This window comes from Candidatus Bathyarchaeota archaeon (assembly GCA_026014685.1).
GTDB lineage: Archaea > Thermoproteota > Bathyarchaeia > Bathyarchaeales > Bathycorpusculaceae > Bathycorpusculum.
In genome coordinates, this window is sequence record JAOZHW010000008.1 from 1 (window position 1) to 23,135 (window position 23,135).

Genomic DNA, 23,135 nt, shown 5'->3' on the forward strand with positions numbered 1-23,135 from the left:
GAAATCTCACCGGGAGCGACAGCAGTGTGAAGGCCAGATTAAAGGTCTTGCCAGACGAGCTGAGAGGAGGTGCATGGCCGTCGCCAGTTCGTGCCGTGAGGTGTCCTGTTAAGTCAGGCAACGATCGAGACCCGCGTCCTCTGTTGCTACTAGCCTTGTGCTGGGCACACTGAGGAGACCGCCACTGATAAAGTGGAGGAAGGAGCGGGCCACGGCAGGTCAGTATGCCCCGAATCTCCCGGGCCACACGCGAGCTGCAATGGCAGGTACAATGGGTTCCGACCTCGAAAGGGGAAGGCAATCTCCAAAGCCTGCCGTAGTTGGAATTGAGGGTTGAAACCCACCCTCATGAACATGGAATCCCTAGTAATCGCGTGTCACTAGCGCGCGGTGAATACGTCCCTGCTCCTTGCACACACCGCCCGTCGTTCCATCCGAGTGACTCTTGGGTGAGGCACCGTCTAATTGGCGGCGTCGAATCTAAGTTTCACAAGGAGGGAAAAGTCGTAACAAGGTGGCCGTAGGGGAACCTGCGGCCGGATCACCTCCTAAGAAAAGCATTCGTGCTTAATTGGAGGAGCAAGGAGAAACAGTTAGAAACTCAGGTATACGTCAAAGCCCAAAATCAGCAATCTTTAGCTAATAACTGGGTTTCAATTCTTATTTCTTATTTGTTTTGGAATGTTTTTGGGGCTCTTTTTTGGTTAAATCAATGTTGTTGGTGAGTTTGTTGCTTTTTTGCCACTGACCCACATTATATATAGAACAAAAGCCCCAAACGGCAACCGCTCTCAGAGTCACGCGACGTCTCAGTGTCTACCTCCCCTCCCTTATTTAAAGGCTAAAAGGTTGCTGCTTTGTTTGAAGTACCCTCCGAGTAAACCCAAATATTACATTACACCATTTTTAGTATATGCGCTATTGAAGGGAACGCTCGCTGAAACATAACGTTGTATCTGTAGAAAAAGACGGCAAAATCCACAACATCCCAGAAAGTCAACTGAAAAAAGGCGACACGCTCCTTTTACAGGCAGGCGACCTCGTACCCGCCGACATAAAACTAACCGAGGCAAAGACTCTAGAAGTAGACGAATTCGACTTAACTGGCGAAATCCTGCCCGTAAAAAAAGAAATCGACGAAAAAGACACTTTTGTTTACGGAGGCAGCAAAGTTACAGGCGGCTGGGGCAAAGGGGTCGTTGTTGCAGTTGGGGACGAAACAGAATTCGGTAAAATCCTCAAAGAGCGCTGGGAACAAACAAATATCGCGTTTCCACCGTTGGTGAGGGCCAAATATTTGGCGTTGCTTGTTTTTCTTTTGCCGCCCATTGTTGCGATTGGTTACTATGTGAATTTGGCGGTGGCTGGTCTGGTTTTTGCTGGTTCAGCGTTTCTTTTTTTGTTTCTTCAAAACAGCGCTCTGTTCCATTATTTTGTTGTTTTAAAGGAGATTAAGGAGCTTGAAAGAAAAAAGATACATCTGCAGGATCAGACGGCCTTAGATAAGCTCAGCCAAGTTGATGTTGTCTGTTTTGACAAAACAGGTGTTTTAACGTCAAGAGAGCTTTCAGTAAAAGCAATCCATTATTTAGACAGCGCACCCGAGCTTGATGCTTTCGCTTCCTCTGAAGGCACGTTTGGTTTAACTAATCTTGCATGCGCCTTATGCAACGACGTTATCGTACCTGAACGCGTTAATCAGTCAAGCCCCATTGACCGAGCGCTGATTTCTTTTGCTGAAAAAAATGGGGTACACCTTAAGGACTTGCTTGGTGAATACCGCCGAATCTATCAGAAACCCTTCGAATCTGAAGACAGATACATGGTTTCTGGCTTTGCAACTGGTGATAAGAAACTCTTTTTTGTCAAGGGCGACCCTGAAATCATCAGAAAAATGTGCAAAACCTACGCCAAGCAATCTGGTGAGGTGGAAAATTTTGATTTAGATGCGGTTTCCAAATTCAGGTTTAAAACAACTTCACTGGATTCCAGCGGCGACAGAACGATAGCTTTAGCGTATAGTTCTGGTAATTCTGGGAATTTGCCTGCTGAGTTTACTTTTCTTTGTATAGTTCAATTTGAAAACTCCCTGCGGCCTAATGCGCGGGAAATAGTTGAGGCATTAAGAGCGGAAGGTATTCGAAGTGTAATAGTGACGGGTGATAGGCCTGAAACTGCTCTAAAAATAAGCAAGGCCACTGCCATAGATGATTCAGATTATAGCCTAATGGGGCGGGTTTTTGACCAAATGGGCTTCTCTGAAATCGCTCGCCAATCAGAATACATTTCTGTGTACTCTCGAATGTTGCCCTCTCAGAAAGCAACCTTGGTGAGGATGCTTCAGCGACGAAATAAAGCTGTTGTTATGGTTGGGGACGGGGCAAACGACACGGTTGCTCTCAAAGTTGCTGATGTGGGGATATCCTTTTCTGAGAACAGTTCTCCGTTTGCTAAGCGTGTGTCGAAAATTTTAATCAACGATTTGATTGATATTTTAACAGTTATTCGGAGTGCAAGAGGGGTAAAATCAAGGTTAAAATCAATTTTTCTACTGCGCAGTTTACTTTTGGCTTCGATGGCCATTTTTCTGTATTATGCGGCGCTAAACCTACTCTTTGGGTAGTACGTGTAGCTTTTGTCTGCATTTTAATGTGAAAAACTGCTCTTACCCTATAGTTTCCCGCTCAACAAGCCTTATATTTTGAACTGCCCATGTGTTTTTGGGCGATGAAGCTCGCCTTTAACCGCCTATGCTTGCGCATTGGCTGATAGCTTCTATCACTCCCTGCAAAGAGAGGTACAACGTTGATTGAAGCAAGGCGGCTAAATGATTCAATAAAAAAAGAAATCATAAACTATGTTGTTACTCGCCAGAATGAAGATGGCGGGTACTGTTTTGCGCAAGGTGCCCTTGAATCCAACGGCCAAGACACATACTATGGTTTATCCATTCTAAAACAGCTATCTGCAAGCTTCCCAAACCCCGAAAAAACCAAACGCTTCCTCGAAGAAAACCGTGTAAACAGCATTCACTCCATGTACTACACGGCCCAAGCGCAACTGCTACTTGGCGTGGGCATCAATGGAGAGCTAAAAGAAAACATAACTCGGATGCTTGGTTCCTTGAAATATTTCGGTTCACAAACTTTCTTTTCCGATAGTTCCGAGTTTGAAACGACCTTTATGGCGTTGCAGCTTGCAAGGCTCCTAAAAATCGGGGTTGACAAAATAGGGGTCACTTCTTGGTTGAACAGTTTTCAAAATGAAGACGGCGGTTTTGGTCCTTACAACCATTCTAACATAGACTCAACCTACCACGCGATTGCCTGCCTAACATTACTTGACATGAAACCCAACAAACAGGTGGTTCTAGGTTTTGTTCGGTCTTGTGAGAAACCATACGGGGGCTTCACAGCTATCCCCATAAACTTCACACCCTACATCGAATACACCTACTACGGTGTTATGGCGCTTGAGTTGCTCAACGAAAAATCAAGATACCCAATTCAAACGGCAGATTGGGTGTTGAGTTGCCAGCGGCGTTCAGGGGGGTTTGCTCGCTCAGATCTTGGCATCGCAACCTTTGTTGACACTTACTATGCCATCCAGACGTTGGAAAAACTGAAACCGCTACAGGACTGATGATTGGTTGACAAAGACTGAGAAGCCAAAAGAGAAGTGGCTCAATAGAAACGTAGCTGCAATGGGGCTTACAAGCCTCCTTGGCGATGCAGGTCACGAAATGGTTACTGCGGTTCTTCCGTTTTTTCTGATTTTGATAGGGGCTGGACCAGGCGCGTTAGGCTTAATTGAAGGATTTTCTGATGGCGCCTCTAGCTTCGTAAAGTCTTTCGCAGGTTATCTTAGTGACAAAATGAAAAAAAGAAAACCTCTGATGAATGTGGGTTACTTCTTAACTGGTATCTTCACGCCCCTAATCGCGGCAGCGTCATCGTGGCTGCAAGTTTTAGGTTTAAGAATGACCGCTTGGTTGGGCAGGGGTGCAAGGGGACCGCCCAGAGATGCGTTGCTCGCTGATTCAGTTTCCCCAAATGTGACTGGAAAAGCGTTTGGGTTTCACAGAACCATGGATACTCTCGGAGCAATCATCGGGCCAGCTTTAGCTTTGTTTCTTTTGACTTTTCTTGATTACCAACAGATAATTGCGATTTCAATAATTCCTGGTATAGCGGCGTTCTTTGTGGTTCTGCTGGTGGTGCGGGAAGTTCAAAAGGTTAAACCACAAAAAAATATTGATCCAAACAAGGAAACGTCTGCAGTTAAAGAAAAAGGGTTCATCAACTCGCTAAGGACACTCCCGCGGTCGTTCAAGCTTTTTTTGGTGGGTGTAGGCGTTTTTGGACTGGGCAACTTTGCAAACAGTCTATTCACTTTGCGTGCACACGATGTTCTTGTGCCAATCGTCGGATCATTCGAAGCATCAGCTATCGCGGTGGGATTATACACTCTTCTAAATGTTGCCTACGCCGCTTTTTCCTTCCCGATTGGAGCGTTAAGCGACCGCGTCGGTAGACGCCGCATTCTTGCAGCAGGCTATTTTATCTCAGCGATTGCCTGTTTGATTACAGCTTTTCTTGTGGCTGACTTTTTGATTTTGGTTCCCCTGTTTCTTTTAGCGGGAGCATTCAGCGCAATCACAGATACCATCGAGGGAACAGCGGCTGCTGACCTGTTGCCTTCTGAGTCAAGAGGAACAGGGTTTGGGGTTCTGCAAACAGTTAACGGGATAGGGGATTTTGCGTCTAGCGCGGTTGTAGGTGCTCTGTGGGCTTTTATATCTCCGATGGTTGCATTTAGTTATGCAGCTGTCCTTTCAGCGGCTGGGGGCTGTATCTTGCTATATTTAACGCGGGGAAATCATCCTTTAAAGTAACAAAACAATGGTGAAAAAATGATATCAGAAAGAGACTCAATCAAAGGCAAAGTGCTTGTAAGCGTATGCGCAGTAATCGAAGGCACTGAAAAAGAAGTTCTTTTGATACGAGAAGGCGACCTACCTTACCATCAATGGTGGGTTCTACCCGGCGGCTACGTTAGACCAGACGAGACTCTTGAGCAAGCGATAATTCGGGAAGTCAAAGAGGAAACGGGTTTGGAGGTTGCGTCAAACAATTTTTTGGGCGTGTTTGAAGATTTTCTCACCGAAAACGAGGAACCAATACATCACATCATCGTTGCTTACAAGGTTGATGTAGTCGGCGGCGAAATTATCTTTTCAAGAGAAGCTACAGCCTATAAATGGCTAACTCTCCAAGACGCTCTGGACTCAAAAGAAATTCCTGACGTATTCAAAAAGGTATTGGCGACTGCTGGGAAAACAAAAAGCAAACGGTTCTTCCTAAAAAAGAATTAACTACAAAATAAGTGAATCAATCAATGGTGACAGCAGCTACCGATTTTTCCTCAATGCGTGGCGAGATGGAAAAAACAGGGCAAACCATCATAGAAATCGCAAACCAAACAAGCAACACCGTAATCGCTGATTTTACAGCAGAAGTCATGGATAAACTGTCCAAAGAAGAATTCTACCTCGCCATATTGGGGCTTTTCAAACGTGGAAAATCCACCCTCATAAACGCCCTCCTCGGACTGGAGATAGTGCCCACAGGTGTCATCCCTGTTACCTCCGTCATAACCCGAATCCGGTACGGCGCAGATTTGAAGGCAAAAATCTACTTCAGCGGAGGCACCGAAGAAGTGCCCGTTGAATCCTTAAAAGATTACGTAACTGAAGAGGGAAACCCCAACAACTCCAAAAACGTTGTCATCGCCGACATCTATGTCCCCTCCGCCATCTTGAAAGGCGGATTAATTTTAATCGACACTCCTGGTGTAGGCTCAACGTATCTTAGCGGCACAACCACTACTTTTCAGTTTCTTGACCGCGTAGACTTTGCAGTCTTTGTCTTAGCTGTCGACCCCCCTGTTGGTCAACAAGAACTGGAACTGCTGGGCAGTTTAGCCTCAAAATCAAGCAAAATCCTCTTTGTCCTAAACAAAATCGACTACGTTTCCCCCTCAGACGTGACAGTGTCTGTAGGGTACTGCCAAAAAGTCATAAATCAACACCTCGGCCAAAACATGAATTCTACTCTGAACCTTTATCCGATGTCTGCTAAAGCGGCACTCGAAGGCCGTCTGGGCGGCGACGCAAGCAAGGTTGAAGCCAGCGGCATTGTCAAGTTTGAAGCCGCCCTCAAACAATCTCTCTTAGCGGACAAAGAAAGCTTCATCTTGGAGTCAGCTGCGAAGAAACTGGAGAAAGCCATCTCAGACCTCAAAACCTACCTAAACATTGAACTTACCAGTTTAACCATGCCCCTAAGCAACCTTTCTGCGCTTGTGGAGGAGTTTGAGCAGTACTTAACATTGGTCGATAAGCGCAAACGAGCGTTGTTCTACGTTTTAGATGGCAGGGCAAAAGAAGTCGCCACAATGCTTGACGAGGATTTGACGCAATTCAAAAAAGAGCATGAACCCGTCTTAATTGGGCGCGTTTGGGATTACGCGCAGCAGAGCCTCCAAGAAAAAGACACCAACTCCAGAAAAGTAACAAACTCCGTCGATGCGTACTTAAAGAAAACCTTGATTGAAATCTACTCCGAGTTTATACGCAGCGAAGACCTCAAAGTGCAACAGCGCTTCCAACTTATCGTGGACGACGCTAACACGGAAATGAATCAAATATTAGGCGACGTAAAACGCAAAGCAGAGCAACTCTTCGGCTTCCAGTCTGCCGCTCCCTCTTTTGAGGTTTCGCTGGATTTCGAAACCCGATTCTACTATCATCTTGACCCACTCTTTTTTGACCGCATAACAATCAGCAGCGGCGAAATCGCAGAACTCCTCCCCAAATCTCTATTCAAAGGCGTGCTGAAGAAGCGTATAGAGGAAAGCGCGCGCAGCGAGTTTGACAAAAACGGCGGCAGAATACGCTACGAATACTTCTTAACTAGGTTCAATCAGGCAGTTATCAAGTTGCGCAGAGACATAAACAGTGCGTTGGATGTTTCGACGGAAACCGTGAAAAAAGCCGTGCAAGAAGCGCAGCAGTTGAGGGCAAAGGGCGAAATCGAAGTTGCCCAGTCGTCCATGCAGCTTAACAAGATGCTATCTGACCTTGAATCAGAACGCACAAAACTAAACGTGTGGACTCACAGGAACCACGCGACGTCTCAGGGCTGACCTCCCCTCCCTTATATAAAGAAGCGAATAGGTTGGCTGTTTTGTGTTTGAGGTTTGTGTCAGATTGCGCAAATTGAAGCGAAATGTGTGGTTGTGTTTGGTTTGTTGCTGGGATACATCAAGTTTAAATATGTAAACTTGCACATGTTTACATTGATTGGTCTATGCCTCCAAACTCCCTAACCATGCCCCTAACACAGCAACAAAAAACAATCTGGAAACTCCTAAACCAAGGCCTAAGCGTCTCGGCAATATCAAACAAACTCAAAACCACCCGCCAATACATCAACCAAACCCGACTCACCACAGAAGCCAAACTATCCACCGCCCTTCTAGGAATCGCAGAAGCAAACGACCTCCAAATAACCAAACTCTACCCCACACAAGGCATACTACTAGGCTATCACCCTGCACTCAAACGCAAAGCAATCGTCACCTACAGCACCAACTATGGCATAAAAGTCTGGTACTGGCACGACCATCCTGAAGAGGTACAAAACAAAGAGTTTCTAAAACAAACACAAAAATATCTTCTAGACCTCGCAGAAGAAAGAGGCATACAGATAGAAAACAGTCAAACCCTTCATCCCGCAAAGCTTGCCGATGAACTTTTTTCAAAGTTAGTTCCGGAGATAAGAAAATGAACCTAAACACTTTGAAACGTGCAATCAGAGGCTGGCTTCCTGAACAGCCAAATACCCTCCAAAAAATAAGACAACACTCAACCCCCCTTGCCGTCGGAGTTGTAATTACTGCGCTATCTTTGTCTGTGTTTTTGGTTTCATCAAACATCGTGGGTTATTCAGCCGTAAAAACAGTCCCCGTGTTGCCTGATACCGTCCCTGAGCAAATTATTCCCGAAGCAACAGCTACGGCTACGCCCCAACCAACAACTCCGCCTCTAAACGTCACTAATCTAACAGAAGAACAAGCGCTTGCCATCGCAGAACCCATCATCCAACAGTACGCAGCAGAAAACAACCGAGTAATAACTAGCATTAAGGCACAATTAGGAATGGGACCGGATGACGGATCAAGAGGCGGCCTCACGCTACCACAAGTTATAGTGTTAAATCTCACCGCATCTGAAAAACACAACAAATTCTCATACTACCCAGTTTGGGTAATCGATGCAACTTTCCAATGGGAGTATCCTAAACCGGTGTATGAATATGACGAAAACGGCACAATTATAGGTGGTCATTTTCAAGAAGGTGCAACATGGATTTTCGGGTATACTGTAACAATTTGGGCAGACACCGGAGAAATAAAATCACATGGTGAAAACGGCGTTATGTAGTCCGCTGCTCACTGAAAGGCTGAAACCACTTGTTTTGTCATTTACATCCCTCCCGTATTTGAAGGTACACCGCTGTTTTTCCCTTACCTGTTTGGGTCAAGTTTTATGTGCCTTGGGGGTCACTTTAATTCTGATGAGTGCTTATGGCGAGCGTGTTTATTTTTTACGATTCAAAGTACGGCAACACTAAGCTGGCTGCAGAAAAAATCGCTGAAGGGCTAAAAAGCGCTGGGGTAGCGGTGGAGGCGGGTTATGTGCGAGAAGTGGGACTTGATGGGGCTGCCTGTTCGGATTTGATTGTGCTAGGTGCACCTAACCATATGGGTAGACCATCCAGAACTATGAAGCGCTTTATCGAGTACTTGGCAACCGCTGATTTGAAAGCCACCAAAGTTGCAGTTTTCGGCACTTACGCTGGGCGAGCGAGACCTATTGATAGGGCAGTTAAGAAACTGGAGGGCATGGTGCAGGAGAGGTTGCCTAACCTTGGGCTGGTTTTGCCTGGTTTGTCCGTTAGAGTGAACGGCATAAAGGGTCCGGTGGTTGACGGGGAACTGGATAGATGCGTTGAGTTCGGCAGGTCCATAGCAGTTCAACTTGGTGTTTAGCTTCGAGTATTTTTTACTTTTTTCAACCGTAGAGCTCTTCTTTATTCTGGTTAGATGTTGAATGTAGAGTGGCTTTATTTTGGTATGGTTGTATATGTGTCTGTTTTTTTAAAATTTTTTTGTATTCAATAAATTAGTTAAATATTTTCCTCACTATAGGTGAGCGAGTTATATTACGCTAAACATAGAGCACTAAATTTATAATTTAAGGAGAAAGAAAAATGCATTTAAAACTAAAACCAACTAAAAAGAAAGCATATTCCGTGATTGCAATCGTTCTATTGTTAACAATGGTTGTTCCCATGACTCTTCTATCCACAACCAACGCGCACACACCCGCTTGGAACATTCCCTCATTTTCCTACATAGCTGCACAACCCTCCACAGTTGGCGTAGGGCAAAGAGTTGCAGTCTACATGTGGGTCGATGCACCCTTGCCCTCTTCCGCTGAAGGCAACGACATCAGAAGACACGACTACAAATTAACCATCACAAAGCCTGATGGAAAAACAGAAGTCAAAGAGTGGCCGATCATCTACGACACCACGGGAGTTCAAAGCTACACATTCACACCCGACCAAGTAGGCCAATATACACTGTTCTTCGAATACAAAGGTCAAACCTTCACTTGGAACACGACAGCCACAAGCACATGGACTGGCGATGTCTTTATGCCGTCTAACGCCACAGCCAAAGTAACGGTGCAAGAAGAACAATTAAACCCCCCTATACTGAGTTATCCGCTGCCAACTGAATACTGGACACGACCCATAGAAGGACAAAACACTGACTGGTGGAGCATTTCCTCAAACTGGCTCAATCCCCCATTTGTCCGCATTGGAGACAGTGGAACTCAAGGTGCAGTCTCTGCTTGCGATACTCAAGGCGGCTACGGCAGATTCCAACCTGATGGCATAGGACCCAACAGTCCACACATATTGTGGACAAAACCCATACAGGACGGCGGAGTCGTCGGTGGAGGAGACTACGATGTCTTAGGCAAAACCTACTACATGGGTGGTTCATACAACGTTAGATTCACTGAAGCTATAGTAATGCATGGACGACTTTACTATCAAGCACCATGGGGCAACTCTGGCACTGGCGGCGACTACATCTGTCTTGATCTACGCACTGGAAAGGAACTTTGGCGTATTAATTACACAACCGTTAACTCAGTAGGAAAACCAGTGGCTGGTTACCTATACTCATATGACACCATGAACCAACACGGAGTCATCCCGAACGGTTTGCTATTCACAATCAACTTTGGCAGAGCATACGACCCAATGACCGGAAGAGTTCTAGACCTCAACATAACAAACGTTCCAACAGGCACAGCAGTCGCAGGCCCACAAGGAGAAGTACTCAGATACGTCTACAACTCCGCAGGCAAATGGCTTGCTCAGTGGAACTCCTCCAAAGTCTTCACCGTTGAAACCAGTGGAACCATCGATGCAGGCACGGCAGCACGCTACGACTGGAACAAAACCCTATCGGTAGGTCCTGGCACATGGACTGTCAATAGGCACATACTCCCCGGTGAACTGCTGCTTCTAACGCAAGGTAGCTTTGGCGGTCCAAGAGACCCTCAACCAGGCATGAACGTAAGCGCTGTAAGCCTAAAATCGGGCTCAGAGGGACAAATCTTGTGGACCAAATTCTATCCAGTGGCACCGAACAACGAAACAAGAAAAATCATGGCAATCGATTCAGACGCTAAAACATTTGTCTGTCAAGACAAAGAAAGCCTAAGACTCACCGCTTATAGCTTAACCGACGGAAATCAAGTTTGGACCGTAACCCCCGATGATGCAATCTGGGATACTATGCGAAGCACCTCTTTAGCGGCATACGGAAAACTCTACGTATCTGGCTTTGACGGAATACTACACTGCTACGACATGAAAACAGGCAAACTACTCTGGACCTACGGCAACGGCGGCCCAGGCAACAGCACTGACGCCGGATTAGAAACCGCATGGGGTCATTACCCGATTTTCGTGGATGTTATCGCTGACGGAAAAGTCTACTTAGGCACCACTGAACATTCCCCTGACTCTCCATTCTATAAAGGTTCACAGTACCGCTGCTTAAACGCCACAACGGGCGAAGAGATATGGACTATGCTGGGCTGGGGTACCGGTATGTATGTGGGTCAAAGCGACATCGTTGCAGAAGGCTGCTTCATTTACTTGAACTGCTATGACATGCAAATCTACACAATAGGCAAAGGCCCAAGCGCAATGACTATAGAAGCACCCAAAGCCGCCATCGAACTAGGCAAATCACTCATTATCAGCGGAACAATCATGGATATCTCGGCTGGCACAAAACAGAACGAGCAAGCAGCACGGTTCCCCAACGGCGTTCCCTGTGTTTCTGATGCAAGCATGAGTTCCTGGATGGAATACGTCTACATGCAGAAACCCCGCCCAACCAACGTCACAGGCGTCCCTGTCACCCTAAGCGTAATCGACGCTAACGGTAACTACCGAGAAATCGGTGTTGCAACAAGCAACGCTGATGGATACTATAGCCTCAACTGGAAACCCGACATCGAAGGCGAATACACCGTTTACGCAACTTTCGCTGGAAGTGAATCATACTGGCCCTCACACGCAGTAACCTCTTTTGCTGTCGATCCTTCACCCGCAACTCCAACACCTCCACCTGCTCAACCGGTATCTATTGCAGACCAATACTTCTTGCCTGCTACCGTTGGTTTATTCGTTTTAGTTATCATAGTGCTGGTTATGCTGGCGCTTATGATGAAAAAACGAGCTTAAGTGTTCCCAAAAATTTCCCTTTTTTCTTTTTTTAATCCCGGTATGGCTCTTGCCTGGACGATTATTAGTTAAATGAATTTCATTTTTTGCAAAAATAAATTATTTTTTAACTTTTGCTCACGATAGGTGAGTCAGTCTTATAACTATTTTTCGTCAACTTGCTTGAAACATGGAGAAAGAAATAATGAAAATCAGGCAAAATTTTAAACAAATATCGATTTCAACGGCTATCATTGCAATAATGTTACTCTCAACCGTAGCGCTAAACGTACCCACAGCTTCCGCAGCTGACTACCCAACCTACCTATTCCTAACCGCCCAACCTAACCCCATAGGCGTCGGTCAGGAAGCCAACGTCGTCTACTGGATGGATAAAGCGCCCCCTACAGCTTCAGGACCTAGAGGTGACCGCTGGCAAGGCTGGAAGATGGAAATAACTTCGCCAGACGGAAAAACTGAAACAAAGAGCCTCCCTGCTTCTGATGCCGCAGGCTCAGGAATTTTAAAATTTGTGCCCTCACAAGTCGGTAACTATACCTTCAAGCTTACTTTTCCAGGGCAGAACATAACACAGGGCAGCGCAATTAACTGGTACAAGCCTTCTGAAAGCGCAACAGTTCAGCTAACGGTACAGGAAGAACAAGTCCAACCCTTACCTTACAATCCATTGCCAACAGACTATTGGAGTAGACCCATAAACGCTGCTAACCACGGCTGGAACGTACTCGCAGGCAACTGGTTAGGCGGCGGCTCAGCTGGACCACACGGACCAAGATGCTACGATTCTAACGGCAACTTTAACCCATACGGCACAGCACCCAACGCACCCCACGTTATGTGGACAAGAGAAATCGCATTCGGCGGAATCGTTGGAGAACAAACCGAAGATACTAACTACTTCCCAGGCGAAACATACGACCGCAAATTCCAACCGCCAATCATCATGCAAGGCAGACTCTACTACAACCAACGCTTAGGCGTCGACCGTTGGCAGGGACTTTACTGTATTGATCTGCAGACAGGTAAAGAACTCTGGTTCAAGAACGGCACAACTATCACTTTCGGGCAACTGCTTAACTGGCAAACACCCAACGTACACGGCATAATTCCGCATCTCTGGGCTGTTTCAGGAACCACCTACAAGATGTATGATGCATTCACAGGCGACTGGATACTCGATGTAAACAATGTACCCTCAGGCACAATGATTTTTGGAGAGAACGGTGAAATCCTAATCTACACACTTACAGGATCAACCAACGTATTAACACTGTGGAATTCCTCCAAGGCACTAGAAGCAACCATGTCAGGTGACTGGTACTACAGACCAGTGGGGCCAGTTAACGGCACTAATGGATATGAATGGAACGTTACAGTACCCGACATGCCAGGAGCACAAAGCATACTAAAAATCAAAGACGGCGTAATCTACGCAAGAGCAACCTACACTGACGGTGCACCGGGAACAACAAAAGTCGGCGACGTAGCATACGACATCAGCTCTAACAACATCAAGAAAAATGACAGCGGAAAATACCCCACCACAATCAGCAACATGTGGGGCCCAGTAAACCGAACATTTGAAGGCACCCTCCTCAACGGCTTCATAGACAGCAACATCCTGCCCATATTCGTTAAAGAACAGATGGTCTGGTACGGCATCAACGTTCGAACTGGCTCAGTCGCTTGGGGACCAACCAAACCCTACGAAAACGCATGGGGTGTCTATCAACCATACGCTGACTGGCAATCTGCAAACGGTATCCTCTACGCTGCAGGCTACGACGGCATGATTCACGCATACAACATCACCACAGGCGCAAACATCTGGAACTGGTACACTGCTTCAAGCGGATTAGAAACCGTCTACGGACACTACGTCTTCAAAGACAGCGCCATGTCCATATGCGACGGCAAACTCTACGCAGTAAACAACGAGCACTCACCTTCTACACCACTCTACAGAGGTTCAAAGATGTACTGCATCGACGCTGTCACAGGAGAGAATTTGTGGAACATTTCCTTCTGGGGCTTGTTCCCAGTGCTAGCTGACGGATACGCAGTCTCCTTTAACTACTACGACGGACGCGTCTACTGCTTTGGCAAAGGCGAAAGCGAAACCACCATAACTTCCTCACCCAAAGTCTCCACATTAGGCAGCAGTGTGCTAATCGAAGGCAAAGTAATTGATAAAGCAGCAAGCGCAAACGGTGCAGCAGCAGTATCTGACGAAAGCATGGCAAGCTGGATGGAGTACCTCTACATGCAGCAACCCAAACCCACAGACGCAGAAGGCGTCACAGTGAAATTGGATGTACTCGACGCTAACGGCAACTACCGCAACATCGGCCAAGTAAAAACAGACCTATCAGGCTCATACAGCTATGCATGGCAACCCGACATACCTGGAAAATACACCATATTCGCATCCTACGCAGGCTCAGACGCGTATGCAAGCTCCTCTGCACAGACAGCAATCCAAGTCGACGACGTACCTCCACCGTCAGCTACGCCAATAGCAGAAACCGCGCAGCCAATGACAGATACCTACGTGCTAGCCATGGGTGCCGCCATAATCATCGCCATAGCCATCGTGGGAGCAATCGTTGTTCTAATGCTTAGGAAGCGACCATAATAGAACCCTTTCTTTTCCTTTTTTTGTTTTTTTTTTGCTTTGAGAGGTCGGGGCTGAGTGAGCTTCTGGATTGAAATTATGATGTTGCAATACATTGTGATTTGCATTCTCTTTTCTCCTTAGAAGAAATGCTTTTGCCAGAAGCCCCAGTAAACCCGACTTTTCAGTAAAAAGCGACTAACGTATGTTTCGGTAACTATCCCTGCTTTTTGATTTGGGGTCAACGAAATAAACAAACGGGTTGCCACCGTACACCGACGTCGCGTTTACCGTAATCACTCGATTATCATGTACTTTGAATGGTTTAGCGGCTGCCAACTGCGGTTGATGGCTCCGAATTATTCTGCCCACACCCAACGCTTTGCAAACAGCCGCAGAAACGTCCGCGCCGAACTCGACGCCTGCTCCCCGCGCATAATTTGGGTCTTCTCCGTCGCCGTCGATGGGGTCTGACCAGAGCAGATCCAGACGCAACTCTTCTGAGGGTGCCTGCAAATCAGAGACTCCGTTGATTCTACTTGATATTCCTCCGTGAACAAGCAGTGCGTTGTTTGGGATTAATGCGGCGATGTGGAGTGTGTCTATGAAGGGTTTGAGTTCGTCTGTGAAGTAGTTGCCCCAGCTGCCTGTTTTGGCTGTGGCTTCTTCGATTAGGGTGCAGGGGTTGAATTGGGGTTCACCTAACTCGGTGAAATCTTCATGGTTTCCCATCAATGCGACAACGTTTGTTGGGTGTTTCTGCTGTAGGTCTGCGATGGTTCGGATGACTTCGACGCCGTCTGGGCCTCGGTCGGCGTAGTCGCCTAAAAAAACCAGCAAATCTACCTCTAAATTTACAATCTCAAGTATGGCTTTTAGGGTTTTGTAGTCGCCATGCAAGTCCCCTACCACAGCGACTCGGCTGAACTTTTGAGGCTCAACTACAGCTAAAGGGGCACTCAAAGCTGACCACACTTATAAAATACGCTGACAGACAATAAAGATGTTGCCCACCAAATTGGGAGGTGTTCAGAGTTGTGTTCTCCACATTTTTGCCTGTTTGATGGTGATTTCTTGGTGGATGTTTCAAAAATTGCCTTTTTTCCCTGCTGGGGAGTTACTTCTTGAAACCTGCAATTTAGCAACTTTTATTAAGGATTTTTCCTTTTTGAAAGGAGTTTAAGGAGAAAAAAAGAAATGCAAACGCATAAAAATAAATTCTTTGCAATTTTGTGTATAGCAATCTTCGCAACTTCAATCGCATTAACTGCAGCACCAAAAGCCGAAGCACACACTCCTCCATGGAACATCACAACTTTTGCTTACGTAAGCGCTAACCCTGACCCAGTCGGCGTGGGACAAGAAGTTCTTATCGTCGTCTGGATTAACCAAGTCATCGCTGGCGTTGACGCAGACAACGACATAAGGTTCAAAGACTACAAACTCACAATAACAAAACCTGACAATACCACTGAAACCGTAACTTGGAGCGTAGTTTCAGACCCCACTTCAGCAGCATACACACAATATGTGCCCAACCAAGTTGGAACATACAAACTGTTCTTCCAATTCCCAGGCCAAACCTACACCTGGAGCGGCGCATACCAAGGCGACTACTACTTACCCAGCAACGCAACAACCACCTTCACCGTCCAAGCAGAACCCATCCCACACCAACCTGTCATTCCACTTCCAACTGAATACTGGACACGACCCATCGAAGGCCAAAACATCTTATGGGAACAAATTTCCTCTAACTGGCTCAGCGGCGCAGCAACAGCAGACAGATGGCAAAAATATGGAAGCGCACCCACAAGCTCACACATTATGTGGTCTAAAGTCTTCGAACTAGGCGGCTTAACTGGCGGTTCAGCTGAGGTAGGTGCAACTTTCTATTCAGGCTTCTCGTATGAAACCCGATTCAACAATCCCATCATAATCAGCGGCATCCTCTGCTACCCAGTTGCACTAGGACACGCCCCAACAGGCGGCGGCTACGTAGCAGTCGACCTAAGAACAGGACAAGAACTATGGCGAAGAGACGACATAAGCCCAACTTTTGCACAACTCTACGATTATGCCTCACCTAACCAGCACGGAGTCGTCGGCGGCATACTATGGCAAGCCAGCGGCACCACATGGATGGCATACGACCCCTTAACAGGCAAAGGCATGTTCAACCTAACAGGCGTACCCAGCGGAACAGAAGTCTACACAGACAAAGGAGAAATCGTACGCTACGTCATGAACTACCAAAACCGATGGCTCGCACTCTGGAACTGGACAGCAGCACCAGGCACAAGACTGGGCACATCAGGCACTAACGAAGACCAATGGAGAGTAAACGGAAAATCAATCAACACAACCACAGCCTACTCATGGAACGTAACCATACCCAGCTTACCAGGCCTAGACGCTCCAACCATAATCGGCATAATACCCGGCGACGTAATAATCGGCCGCAGCAGCAACATCGCATTAACCTCACTCTCAAGAGGCACCCCTAACCCGTGGACGATGTGGGCACTAAGCGACAAACCAGAATCCAGAGGACAACTGTTATGGATCAAAAACTACACAGCCCCCGCAGGCGACATAACCAGAATGCTCGCATGGCAACCCATAGACCCAGTCACCCGAACCATTGCTATGACAGACTTTGAAACTGGACAAAGATTAGGCTACAGCATCGACACCGGCGATCTCAAATGGGGACCAGTCGGAGAATTCCGCGCGTTCAACTACTACAGCAGCAGAGCAGGCTTCCCCGCATACGGCAACCTCTACGTAAGCGGATACGGCGGAGAACTACTATGCTTCTCGATGAAAAACGGCTCATTACTCTGGAAATTCAACGACACAAACAGCGGCATCGAAACACCATGGGGACTCTACCCAATTCAAACCGCAGCAGTAGCTGACGGAATGGTCTTCTCTTATGCTGGAGAACACTCACCAAACACACCACTATACAAAGGCTACAGAGTATACGCTAACAACGCCACCACAGGTGAATTAGTCTGGAACCTGCTTTCATGGTCAGCGTCAGGTCTAGGAACCTCACTGGCGCCAATAGCAATCGCAGACGGATACCTTGCACACCTAAACGCCTACGACGGCAAAGTATACTGCATCGGCAAAGGCCCAAGCGCACTCACAGTAGACGCACCCATGGCAGCCTTAGAATCAGGACAAAGCGTTGTTATTCGTGGTACAATCACTGACATTTCAGCAGGCACCAAACAAGCTGAGCAAGCCGCAAGATTCCCCAACGGCGTACCAGTAGTAAGCGACGAAAGCATGACTGGATGGATGGAATACGTTTACATGCAAAAACCCTGCCCAACCAACGTCACAGGCGTACCAATAACAATCAACGTAGTTGACTCTAACGGAAACTACCGAAACATAGGTACAGCAAAGAGTGATGCAAGCGGAACCTACAGCTTAGTCTGGACACCAGACATCTCAGGCAAATACACAGTCATCGCAAGCTTCGCTGGATCCAACTCATACTACGGATCACACGCTCAAACAGCCTTCGCAGTCGACGAAGCACCAGAAGCCACTCCTGCACCAACACAAGCCCCCGCAACCATGGCTGAACAATACTTCGTGCCAATGACCACCGCAATCCTCGTTGCAATCATCGTGCTCGCTGTATTAGTCGTCTACTCAATCATCAAAAAGAAATAAATCAACGCCAAGGAAACCAACTTTCCTTTTATTTTTTTGTTTAATACATTTTATTCGTTGAGCGTTTTTATATATTCCCAGATTTTGTCGCTAACATAATGCAGTGTTTTCACTACAGGACCCTTTTTAGTGGCTCTTGCAGTCTCTGCGTCCATTAAACTCTCGCCCACCGCCAACGCTTTACCATGCTTCATATCCGCAACCAAAACCAAATCGCCCACCCCAAAATCGCCCTCAACCCGCACTATACCCGGCGCCATAACAGTTGCACCCTTGCAGACATATGGCACTGCTCCCATGTCCACGATAATTTTGGGCGCTTTAGCTGTAAACTCACTGAAAAGCAGGGAAGGTAGAACTTTCTGGTTTGCTTCAAAAAGCAAAGGTCTACCGCCAACGAGATAAATCAACCCCACGTCCGATTCAACTACCTCGACGTTGGTTTTCGCGCCAAAAAGCGCATCAAAATCGAGTTTAACTTTTTGTGCGGCTTCATCTAAGATTTGTTTTGCTTCTTTTGTCTTCAGAGGGTATCGGCGTTGTTTTGTGGGCATGATTCATCTGCCTTACTTGCGTTCTCTGCTGGGTTATTAGTGTTTTCCTGTGATTTTGTTTTTGTCGTACGGCGCATAATTCTTTCGGTTAATTCTCCAATGTCATATTTGAGGAGTATGACAGTAATTATTACAGTTAAGGCTACTGAAATTGCAATCATGACTTCAGGGCTAATCCAGCCCGATAACAGGTCAACTGCGAAACCGCCCGCAAAAGCGCCCGCTACAGCAATCAAAACCTTTCCTAAGAAGTATGCAGTGAAAAACTTGGCTGGACTGTATTTCATAAGCCCCAGTGGTATGATGATGGGTTCGTCAGGTATTGGGGATGCGGCTGCTATGAAAAGAAGAGGAAAAGCCCAGCGTTTAACTTTTGTTGCGTCAGCGTCTAGGCGTTTGCGCCGTTTTTCGCTGAGTTTTCCGCTGACAAAGAATGTTATCATGTAGTGGCTGCCCTTTGCTAAGGCGGCACCTAACGCGACTAGAACTCCAACTGTTACCTTGGTGGAAATATCTGTATGTGATAGGAGAGGGGCGAACCATGTTGGGATGAGCAGGTTTGATGGGCCAGCAAAAGGAATCATGTTGGCTCCAAGCGATACTAGAAAGACCAACGCGAAATCTATCAGCGACGCCATTAGCTACTGCCCACATTCCATGAAATCCAAGTTATCCTATCCCTCTTATAAGGACGCACCAAAACAGTTGCAATTTTGGTTCTTGGTTTATTGCTTAGAGATTGTAGCTATCAAGTTTGCCAACTCGTCTTTGCCGATTGGGGTTAACTTTACAACCTCGGCGTCAACATTGCTGAACAAACCCGCGCACTTCTTAAAGTTGAAGATAAAGTCGTTGCCATCGTAGACGTTGTAGTCAACACATCTTTCCCTGGCGTTCTTCATTGAAAACTCGAAGGCTCCATTGGGAGTTACCAAGGCGTTTTCAAACGCTGTTAGTAATGCGACTTGAATTTGCGCGGTGGCTCTTTTCTTCTCGGTTATCTTGTAGATTGGATGGATTTCTCCGCTTTCTCTCAGAAACAGTTTGTTAATTATTTCTTCTGTTATTCCATGCTGTTTTATGAACGCCTTAAGTTCTGGTGGGTATTCTCTTAGTTGAGGTATGCACTTGTTTTCTAACACTGCAGGCGGACTTTCAATTTCATGGTGGTTTGATAGGTATCTAGTGAATAGGATTTCAAAGCATTTCTCTCGGTATTCTTCATCTAGGGTGTTGGTAAAATTGATGATTTCCTCTATGGGTTTCCTGAATTTCTCGTATTCGCTTGTGTTTTTCATGGGTTAACCCGTGTTCCCTATGTGTATCTGTAATATAGGCTTTTAAGACTTATGAATTGAAAAGTCATTTAAAGCTCTGTTTACCTGCACGGTACACCTACATTTTCTTCTTGCAGAGGGTCAGACGCAAAAAGAAGCAACACCACAGTTGCACAAGCCCCAAGAGCCCCTAAAACCACCATCAGCAAATTGAAATTGTTACTAAACGAATTCAAAATAAACCCCCCAACGATCACACCTAACCCCGAACCAACATTTTGAAAAGAACCATTAATAGACATCATTGGACCCCTAAACTTTGGCACCTGCTCCAAAGTTAAGCTATTTAAGCTCGCCATGCCCGCTGTTGAAGCGGCTGCTGCAACGGTCCAAATTGCCACTGAAACCCCGATTATGGGTATGAAGGTGAAGATGATACATGCGATGCCTGAGATTCCGATAAAGAATCCTGCAAGTTTTTTTCTGCTAAACCTGTTACATAGCTTTCCAGTCGATAATCCGCCTACTATTCCGCCGATTCCCGTGATTGAGATTAGAATTCCTCCAACGGCAGGGGAAACCGAATGGACATCTCGATAGTAAGATACTGCGTAAGTTGGGACAGTCACGATGAACATCAAAAGCAAAGAACCCGTTAGGCAGGCAACTGCTGATTTGCACAAAAAAACCTTCTTCAGTGCTTCTTTGTAGAGGGACTGCCCTGCTCTTTCAATTTTGGGCTGTTTTGATGGAATAGATAGCAAACTTAGAACTAAACAAATCAAAGATAACGGAATTATAAACCAGAGAAAAACCATTCTCCAGCCAGCGAGGCCAGTTATGAAACCTGAAAGGGGGGCGATGATTATGAATGACAATAACCCGCTTGAAATGACCAAGCCAATCGCCCAGCCTCTTTTTTCAATGGGCAAATGTTCTCCAATTAAAGTGTAACTCAAAATGGACATGATGCTAAGTCCAGTAGCCACCATGAACTGTGCAAGTATGAGAAAAACAAAATCTGCGGCTAGAAAGTAGCCCACTGCGCCTAGAGTGAAAAGCAAAATAGCTGCTAAAAACAGCGTCTTATGTCTAAAACGGAGCGATAGACTGCTCATTGCTGCTCCAACAAGTATGCCGATTAAGCTGCTGATTAGTCCCAGTTGACTTGCTGTTCCGATTGAAACCTCAAAGGATGCCGCGATGTCTACTAGAAGTGTGCTGAAGGCAACTGTTACTGCGAGTGCGGTGAAGGTGCATAAAAGTAGGGTTGGCAACAGCATTCGGTCTAAAGTTGCCTTTACTTGGGTCTGTTGGGAAGACATAGCTGTTGTTTACATCGTAGATTGCATATAATATTTTTGTAAACTGCCCCTGTTGCTCTATAAAAAAGAGATGGGTCAGTTAACACACGCATTTTTTTTAATCACATCGCAATTTTTTATGAAAAAACAATCTCTCCAAAGTCGACGATGCAAATAGTTTTTAAACAAAACAAAACAGTGCACCTAATTGCGTAGATATGACCTCCACAGTTAATATTGATGCAATAGACAACCAAATTCTCCACCTTCTCCTAAAAGACGCCCGCCTAAGCCTGAAACAAATTGCAAATGAATGCCACGTCTCTCAAGTGTCAGTTTTCAACAGAATCAATCGCCTAAAAAAACTCGGGGTAATAACAGGCGCAACGCTGTTAGCTCCATTAGATACTTATGGCTTTAAATTAATAGCGTTCATCGGAATAGAAACAGAAATCACAGCTGACATAAACGAGGTCTTGCGATTTATAACAGAACATACAATCTTGATTGAGGCGCTATCAAGCATCGGAAAATATGACCTTCACGGGTTGATTTACGCAGAAGATTTTGACAGCTTAAACAATCGCGTCGAGATGCTTAAAAGAATAAACGGAATACGAAAAGTCGCGTTTTCTGTTTTTTCAGGGTTTCCAACTACCAACTACGACCAATTAAACTTAAACACAAACGAAGGGTAGACGCATGGATAAGCTAGATTACCTCATTTTAGCCGAACTAAACAAGGACGGAGCCATGTCCTTTGTGGATATAGCAAAAAAGATACATTCACATCCATGTACCGTCAGAAGACGCTACGAAAAAATGAAAAAAGAAGGCAAAATTTTCCGCTGCGTCGCTTCCCTTGATTTAGCGCGACTGGGCTATCAGGGTAAAACTTTCCTCTTAATTACCTTGAAGCCTAACAGTGACAAAACCCAAACCATCATGTACTTAAAAAATATAAAAAACATTTTTGGGCTCTCCGAAATAATCGGGTCATGCGACATCATCGCGATTGCGTTTATCAAGGATTTAAAAAGTATTCAGATGTTGATTACTGAGGCTAAGAAGGCACCTAACATCGAGAAAGTCGAGTTTTACTGTGTCAGGGACGTATATTTCCCAATTAACCCCAACTTGGGTGAAGTCTTAAACAAGAGATGTTTAGCTTTAGCTGAAAAACTATAAACCGACTGAAGCCAACACTTCAGACAAAAACGTCCTTAATTCGTAATTACCCCGCCTGTGGGTCATCTGTCATTTCTCTTCGTCCCTTGAGATAGGTTTAAATGTTGAGATATAAAGTATAGAAGAGATAAAGATACTTGAGGATTCCAATATGAGCGAAATGACAACCGAAATCCTTGAACAGAACCTCGGCAAAATCGTCCTCGTACGATTGAAAGGCGGCAAAAGCCTCAGAGGTAGACTAAAGGGTTTCGACCAGCACTTGAACCTAGTTCTAGAAGAAACAGAAGACACCACCGTCGTTGAAAACCAGCAGAAGTTAGGGCTAATCATCGTCCGCGGAGACAACGTAGTCCTTATTTCACCCCCACCAAGGTGAGTTGAATGGGAAAAGGAACTCCTTCGATGGGCAAGCGCCAAGGCAAAACAGTGCACATTATGTGCCGTAGATGCGGTAGACGCGCTTACCATGTTCGTAATCACCGTTGTGGTGCCTGTGGTTTTGGCGAACAGAAGACCATGAGGCGCTACAGTTGGCGAACTAAGACTCTGCAAAGAGAAAGAGTCTGCTAAAACCATCTTTTCAACTTTTAACTACT

Annotated in this window: 20 protein-coding genes, 1 rRNA gene and 1 riboswitch; of the genes, 16 read left to right on the forward strand and 5 right to left on the reverse strand. The window is 46.0% G+C overall.

What is annotated here, in order from left to right:
* The 11 genes from NWE96_07295 to NWE96_07345 form a co-directional block, all read left to right on the forward strand.
* A 16S ribosomal RNA gene (locus NWE96_07295) occupies positions 1-550 on the forward strand; the annotation flags it as partial.
* 747 nt (positions 551-1,297) lie between these two features.
* Positions 1,298-2,623, forward strand: a complete 1,326-nt coding sequence (locus NWE96_07300; protein MCW3983786.1) for an HAD-IC family P-type ATPase — start codon at positions 1,298-1,300, stop codon at positions 2,621-2,623.
* A gap of 91 nt (positions 2,624-2,714) precedes the next feature.
* Positions 2,715-2,785: riboswitch (Fluoride riboswitch) on the forward strand.
* A 20-nt stretch (positions 2,786-2,805) separates the two neighbouring features.
* On the forward strand, positions 2,806-3,642 hold the full coding sequence (locus NWE96_07305; GenBank protein MCW3983787.1) for a hypothetical protein: 837 nt from the start codon (positions 2,806-2,808) through the stop codon (positions 3,640-3,642).
* Positions 3,643-3,649: 7 nt separating this feature from the next.
* Positions 3,650-4,894 (forward strand): MFS transporter, encoded by a 1,245-nt coding sequence (locus NWE96_07310; GenBank protein ID MCW3983788.1) that lies wholly within the window; start codon positions 3,650-3,652, stop codon positions 4,892-4,894.
* A gap of 18 nt (positions 4,895-4,912) precedes the next feature.
* Positions 4,913-5,374 carry an NUDIX hydrolase gene (locus NWE96_07315; protein MCW3983789.1) on the forward strand — a complete coding sequence of 154 codons (462 nt, stop codon included), beginning with the start codon at positions 4,913-4,915 and terminating at the stop codon, positions 5,372-5,374.
* A 23-nt stretch (positions 5,375-5,397) separates the two neighbouring features.
* Positions 5,398-7,206 (forward strand): dynamin family protein, encoded by a 1,809-nt coding sequence (locus tag NWE96_07320; GenBank protein MCW3983790.1) that lies wholly within the window; start codon positions 5,398-5,400, stop codon positions 7,204-7,206.
* A gap of 164 nt (positions 7,207-7,370) precedes the next feature.
* Positions 7,371-7,850 (forward strand): hypothetical protein, encoded by a 480-nt coding sequence (locus NWE96_07325; GenBank protein ID MCW3983791.1) that lies wholly within the window; start codon positions 7,371-7,373, stop codon positions 7,848-7,850.
* On the forward strand, positions 7,847-8,506 hold the full coding sequence (locus tag NWE96_07330) for a hypothetical protein (protein ID MCW3983792.1): 660 nt from the start codon (positions 7,847-7,849) through the stop codon (positions 8,504-8,506). The genes NWE96_07325 and NWE96_07330 overlap by 4 nt, the downstream gene beginning before the upstream one ends.
* Positions 8,507-8,649: 143 nt before the next feature.
* A complete protein-coding gene (locus tag NWE96_07335) occupies positions 8,650-9,114 on the forward strand; it encodes a flavodoxin domain-containing protein (protein MCW3983793.1) in 465 nt (154 codons plus the stop codon).
* Between the two features lie 221 nt (positions 9,115-9,335).
* The gene (locus NWE96_07340; GenBank protein ID MCW3983794.1) at positions 9,336-11,903 is read left to right on the forward strand and encodes a PQQ-binding-like beta-propeller repeat protein; all 2,568 of its coding nucleotides are present in this window, start codon (positions 9,336-9,338) and stop codon (positions 11,901-11,903) included.
* A 184-nt stretch (positions 11,904-12,087) separates the two neighbouring features.
* Positions 12,088-14,538 (forward strand): hypothetical protein, encoded by a 2,451-nt coding sequence (locus NWE96_07345; protein ID MCW3983795.1) that lies wholly within the window; start codon positions 12,088-12,090, stop codon positions 14,536-14,538.
* A gap of 177 nt (positions 14,539-14,715) precedes the next feature.
* Here NWE96_07345 and NWE96_07350 read toward each other — a convergent pair whose 3' ends face one another.
* Positions 14,716-15,480 (reverse strand): serine/threonine protein phosphatase, encoded by a 765-nt coding sequence (locus tag NWE96_07350; protein MCW3983796.1) that lies wholly within the window; start codon positions 15,478-15,480, stop codon positions 14,716-14,718.
* A gap of 234 nt (positions 15,481-15,714) precedes the next feature.
* On the opposite strand from NWE96_07350, the gene NWE96_07355 reads away from it, so the two are divergent.
* Positions 15,715-18,213: a PQQ-binding-like beta-propeller repeat protein gene (locus NWE96_07355; GenBank protein MCW3983797.1), complete on the forward strand. Its 2,499-nt coding sequence runs from the start codon at positions 15,715-15,717 to the stop codon at positions 18,211-18,213.
* Between the two features lie 50 nt (positions 18,214-18,263).
* Here the strand turns inward: NWE96_07355 and NWE96_07360 are convergent, their stop codons facing one another.
* The 4 genes from NWE96_07360 to NWE96_07375 form a co-directional block, all read right to left on the reverse strand.
* Complete coding sequence (locus NWE96_07360) at positions 18,264-18,767, reverse strand: DUF1947 domain-containing protein (protein ID MCW3983798.1); 504 nt, start codon at positions 18,765-18,767, stop codon at positions 18,264-18,266.
* Complete coding sequence (locus NWE96_07365) at positions 18,737-19,405, reverse strand: VTT domain-containing protein (GenBank protein ID MCW3983799.1); 669 nt, start codon at positions 19,403-19,405, stop codon at positions 18,737-18,739. The genes NWE96_07360 and NWE96_07365 overlap by 31 nt, the downstream gene beginning before the upstream one ends.
* An 87-nt stretch (positions 19,406-19,492) precedes the next feature.
* A complete protein-coding gene (locus NWE96_07370; GenBank protein ID MCW3983800.1) occupies positions 19,493-20,065 on the reverse strand; it encodes a hypothetical protein in 573 nt (190 codons plus the stop codon).
* 80 nt (positions 20,066-20,145) lie between these two features.
* Positions 20,146-21,369 (reverse strand): MFS transporter, encoded by a 1,224-nt coding sequence (locus NWE96_07375; protein ID MCW3983801.1) that lies wholly within the window; start codon positions 21,367-21,369, stop codon positions 20,146-20,148.
* Between the two features lie 197 nt (positions 21,370-21,566).
* Between NWE96_07375 and NWE96_07380 the strand changes: the two genes are divergently transcribed.
* From NWE96_07380 to NWE96_07395, 4 genes are all read left to right on the forward strand, one after another.
* Positions 21,567-22,046 (forward strand): Lrp/AsnC family transcriptional regulator, encoded by a 480-nt coding sequence (locus NWE96_07380; GenBank protein ID MCW3983802.1) that lies wholly within the window; start codon positions 21,567-21,569, stop codon positions 22,044-22,046.
* 4 nt (positions 22,047-22,050) lie between these two features.
* Positions 22,051-22,536 (forward strand): Lrp/AsnC family transcriptional regulator, encoded by a 486-nt coding sequence (locus NWE96_07385; protein ID MCW3983803.1) that lies wholly within the window; start codon positions 22,051-22,053, stop codon positions 22,534-22,536.
* Between the two features lie 151 nt (positions 22,537-22,687).
* Positions 22,688-22,915, forward strand: coding sequence for an LSm family protein (locus NWE96_07390; protein ID MCW3983804.1), 228 nt, complete (start codon positions 22,688-22,690; stop codon positions 22,913-22,915).
* Between the two features lie 5 nt (positions 22,916-22,920).
* On the forward strand, positions 22,921-23,109 hold the full coding sequence (locus NWE96_07395; protein MCW3983805.1) for a 50S ribosomal protein L37e: 189 nt from the start codon (positions 22,921-22,923) through the stop codon (positions 23,107-23,109).
* The last annotated feature ends 26 nt before the right edge of the window (positions 23,110-23,135 follow it).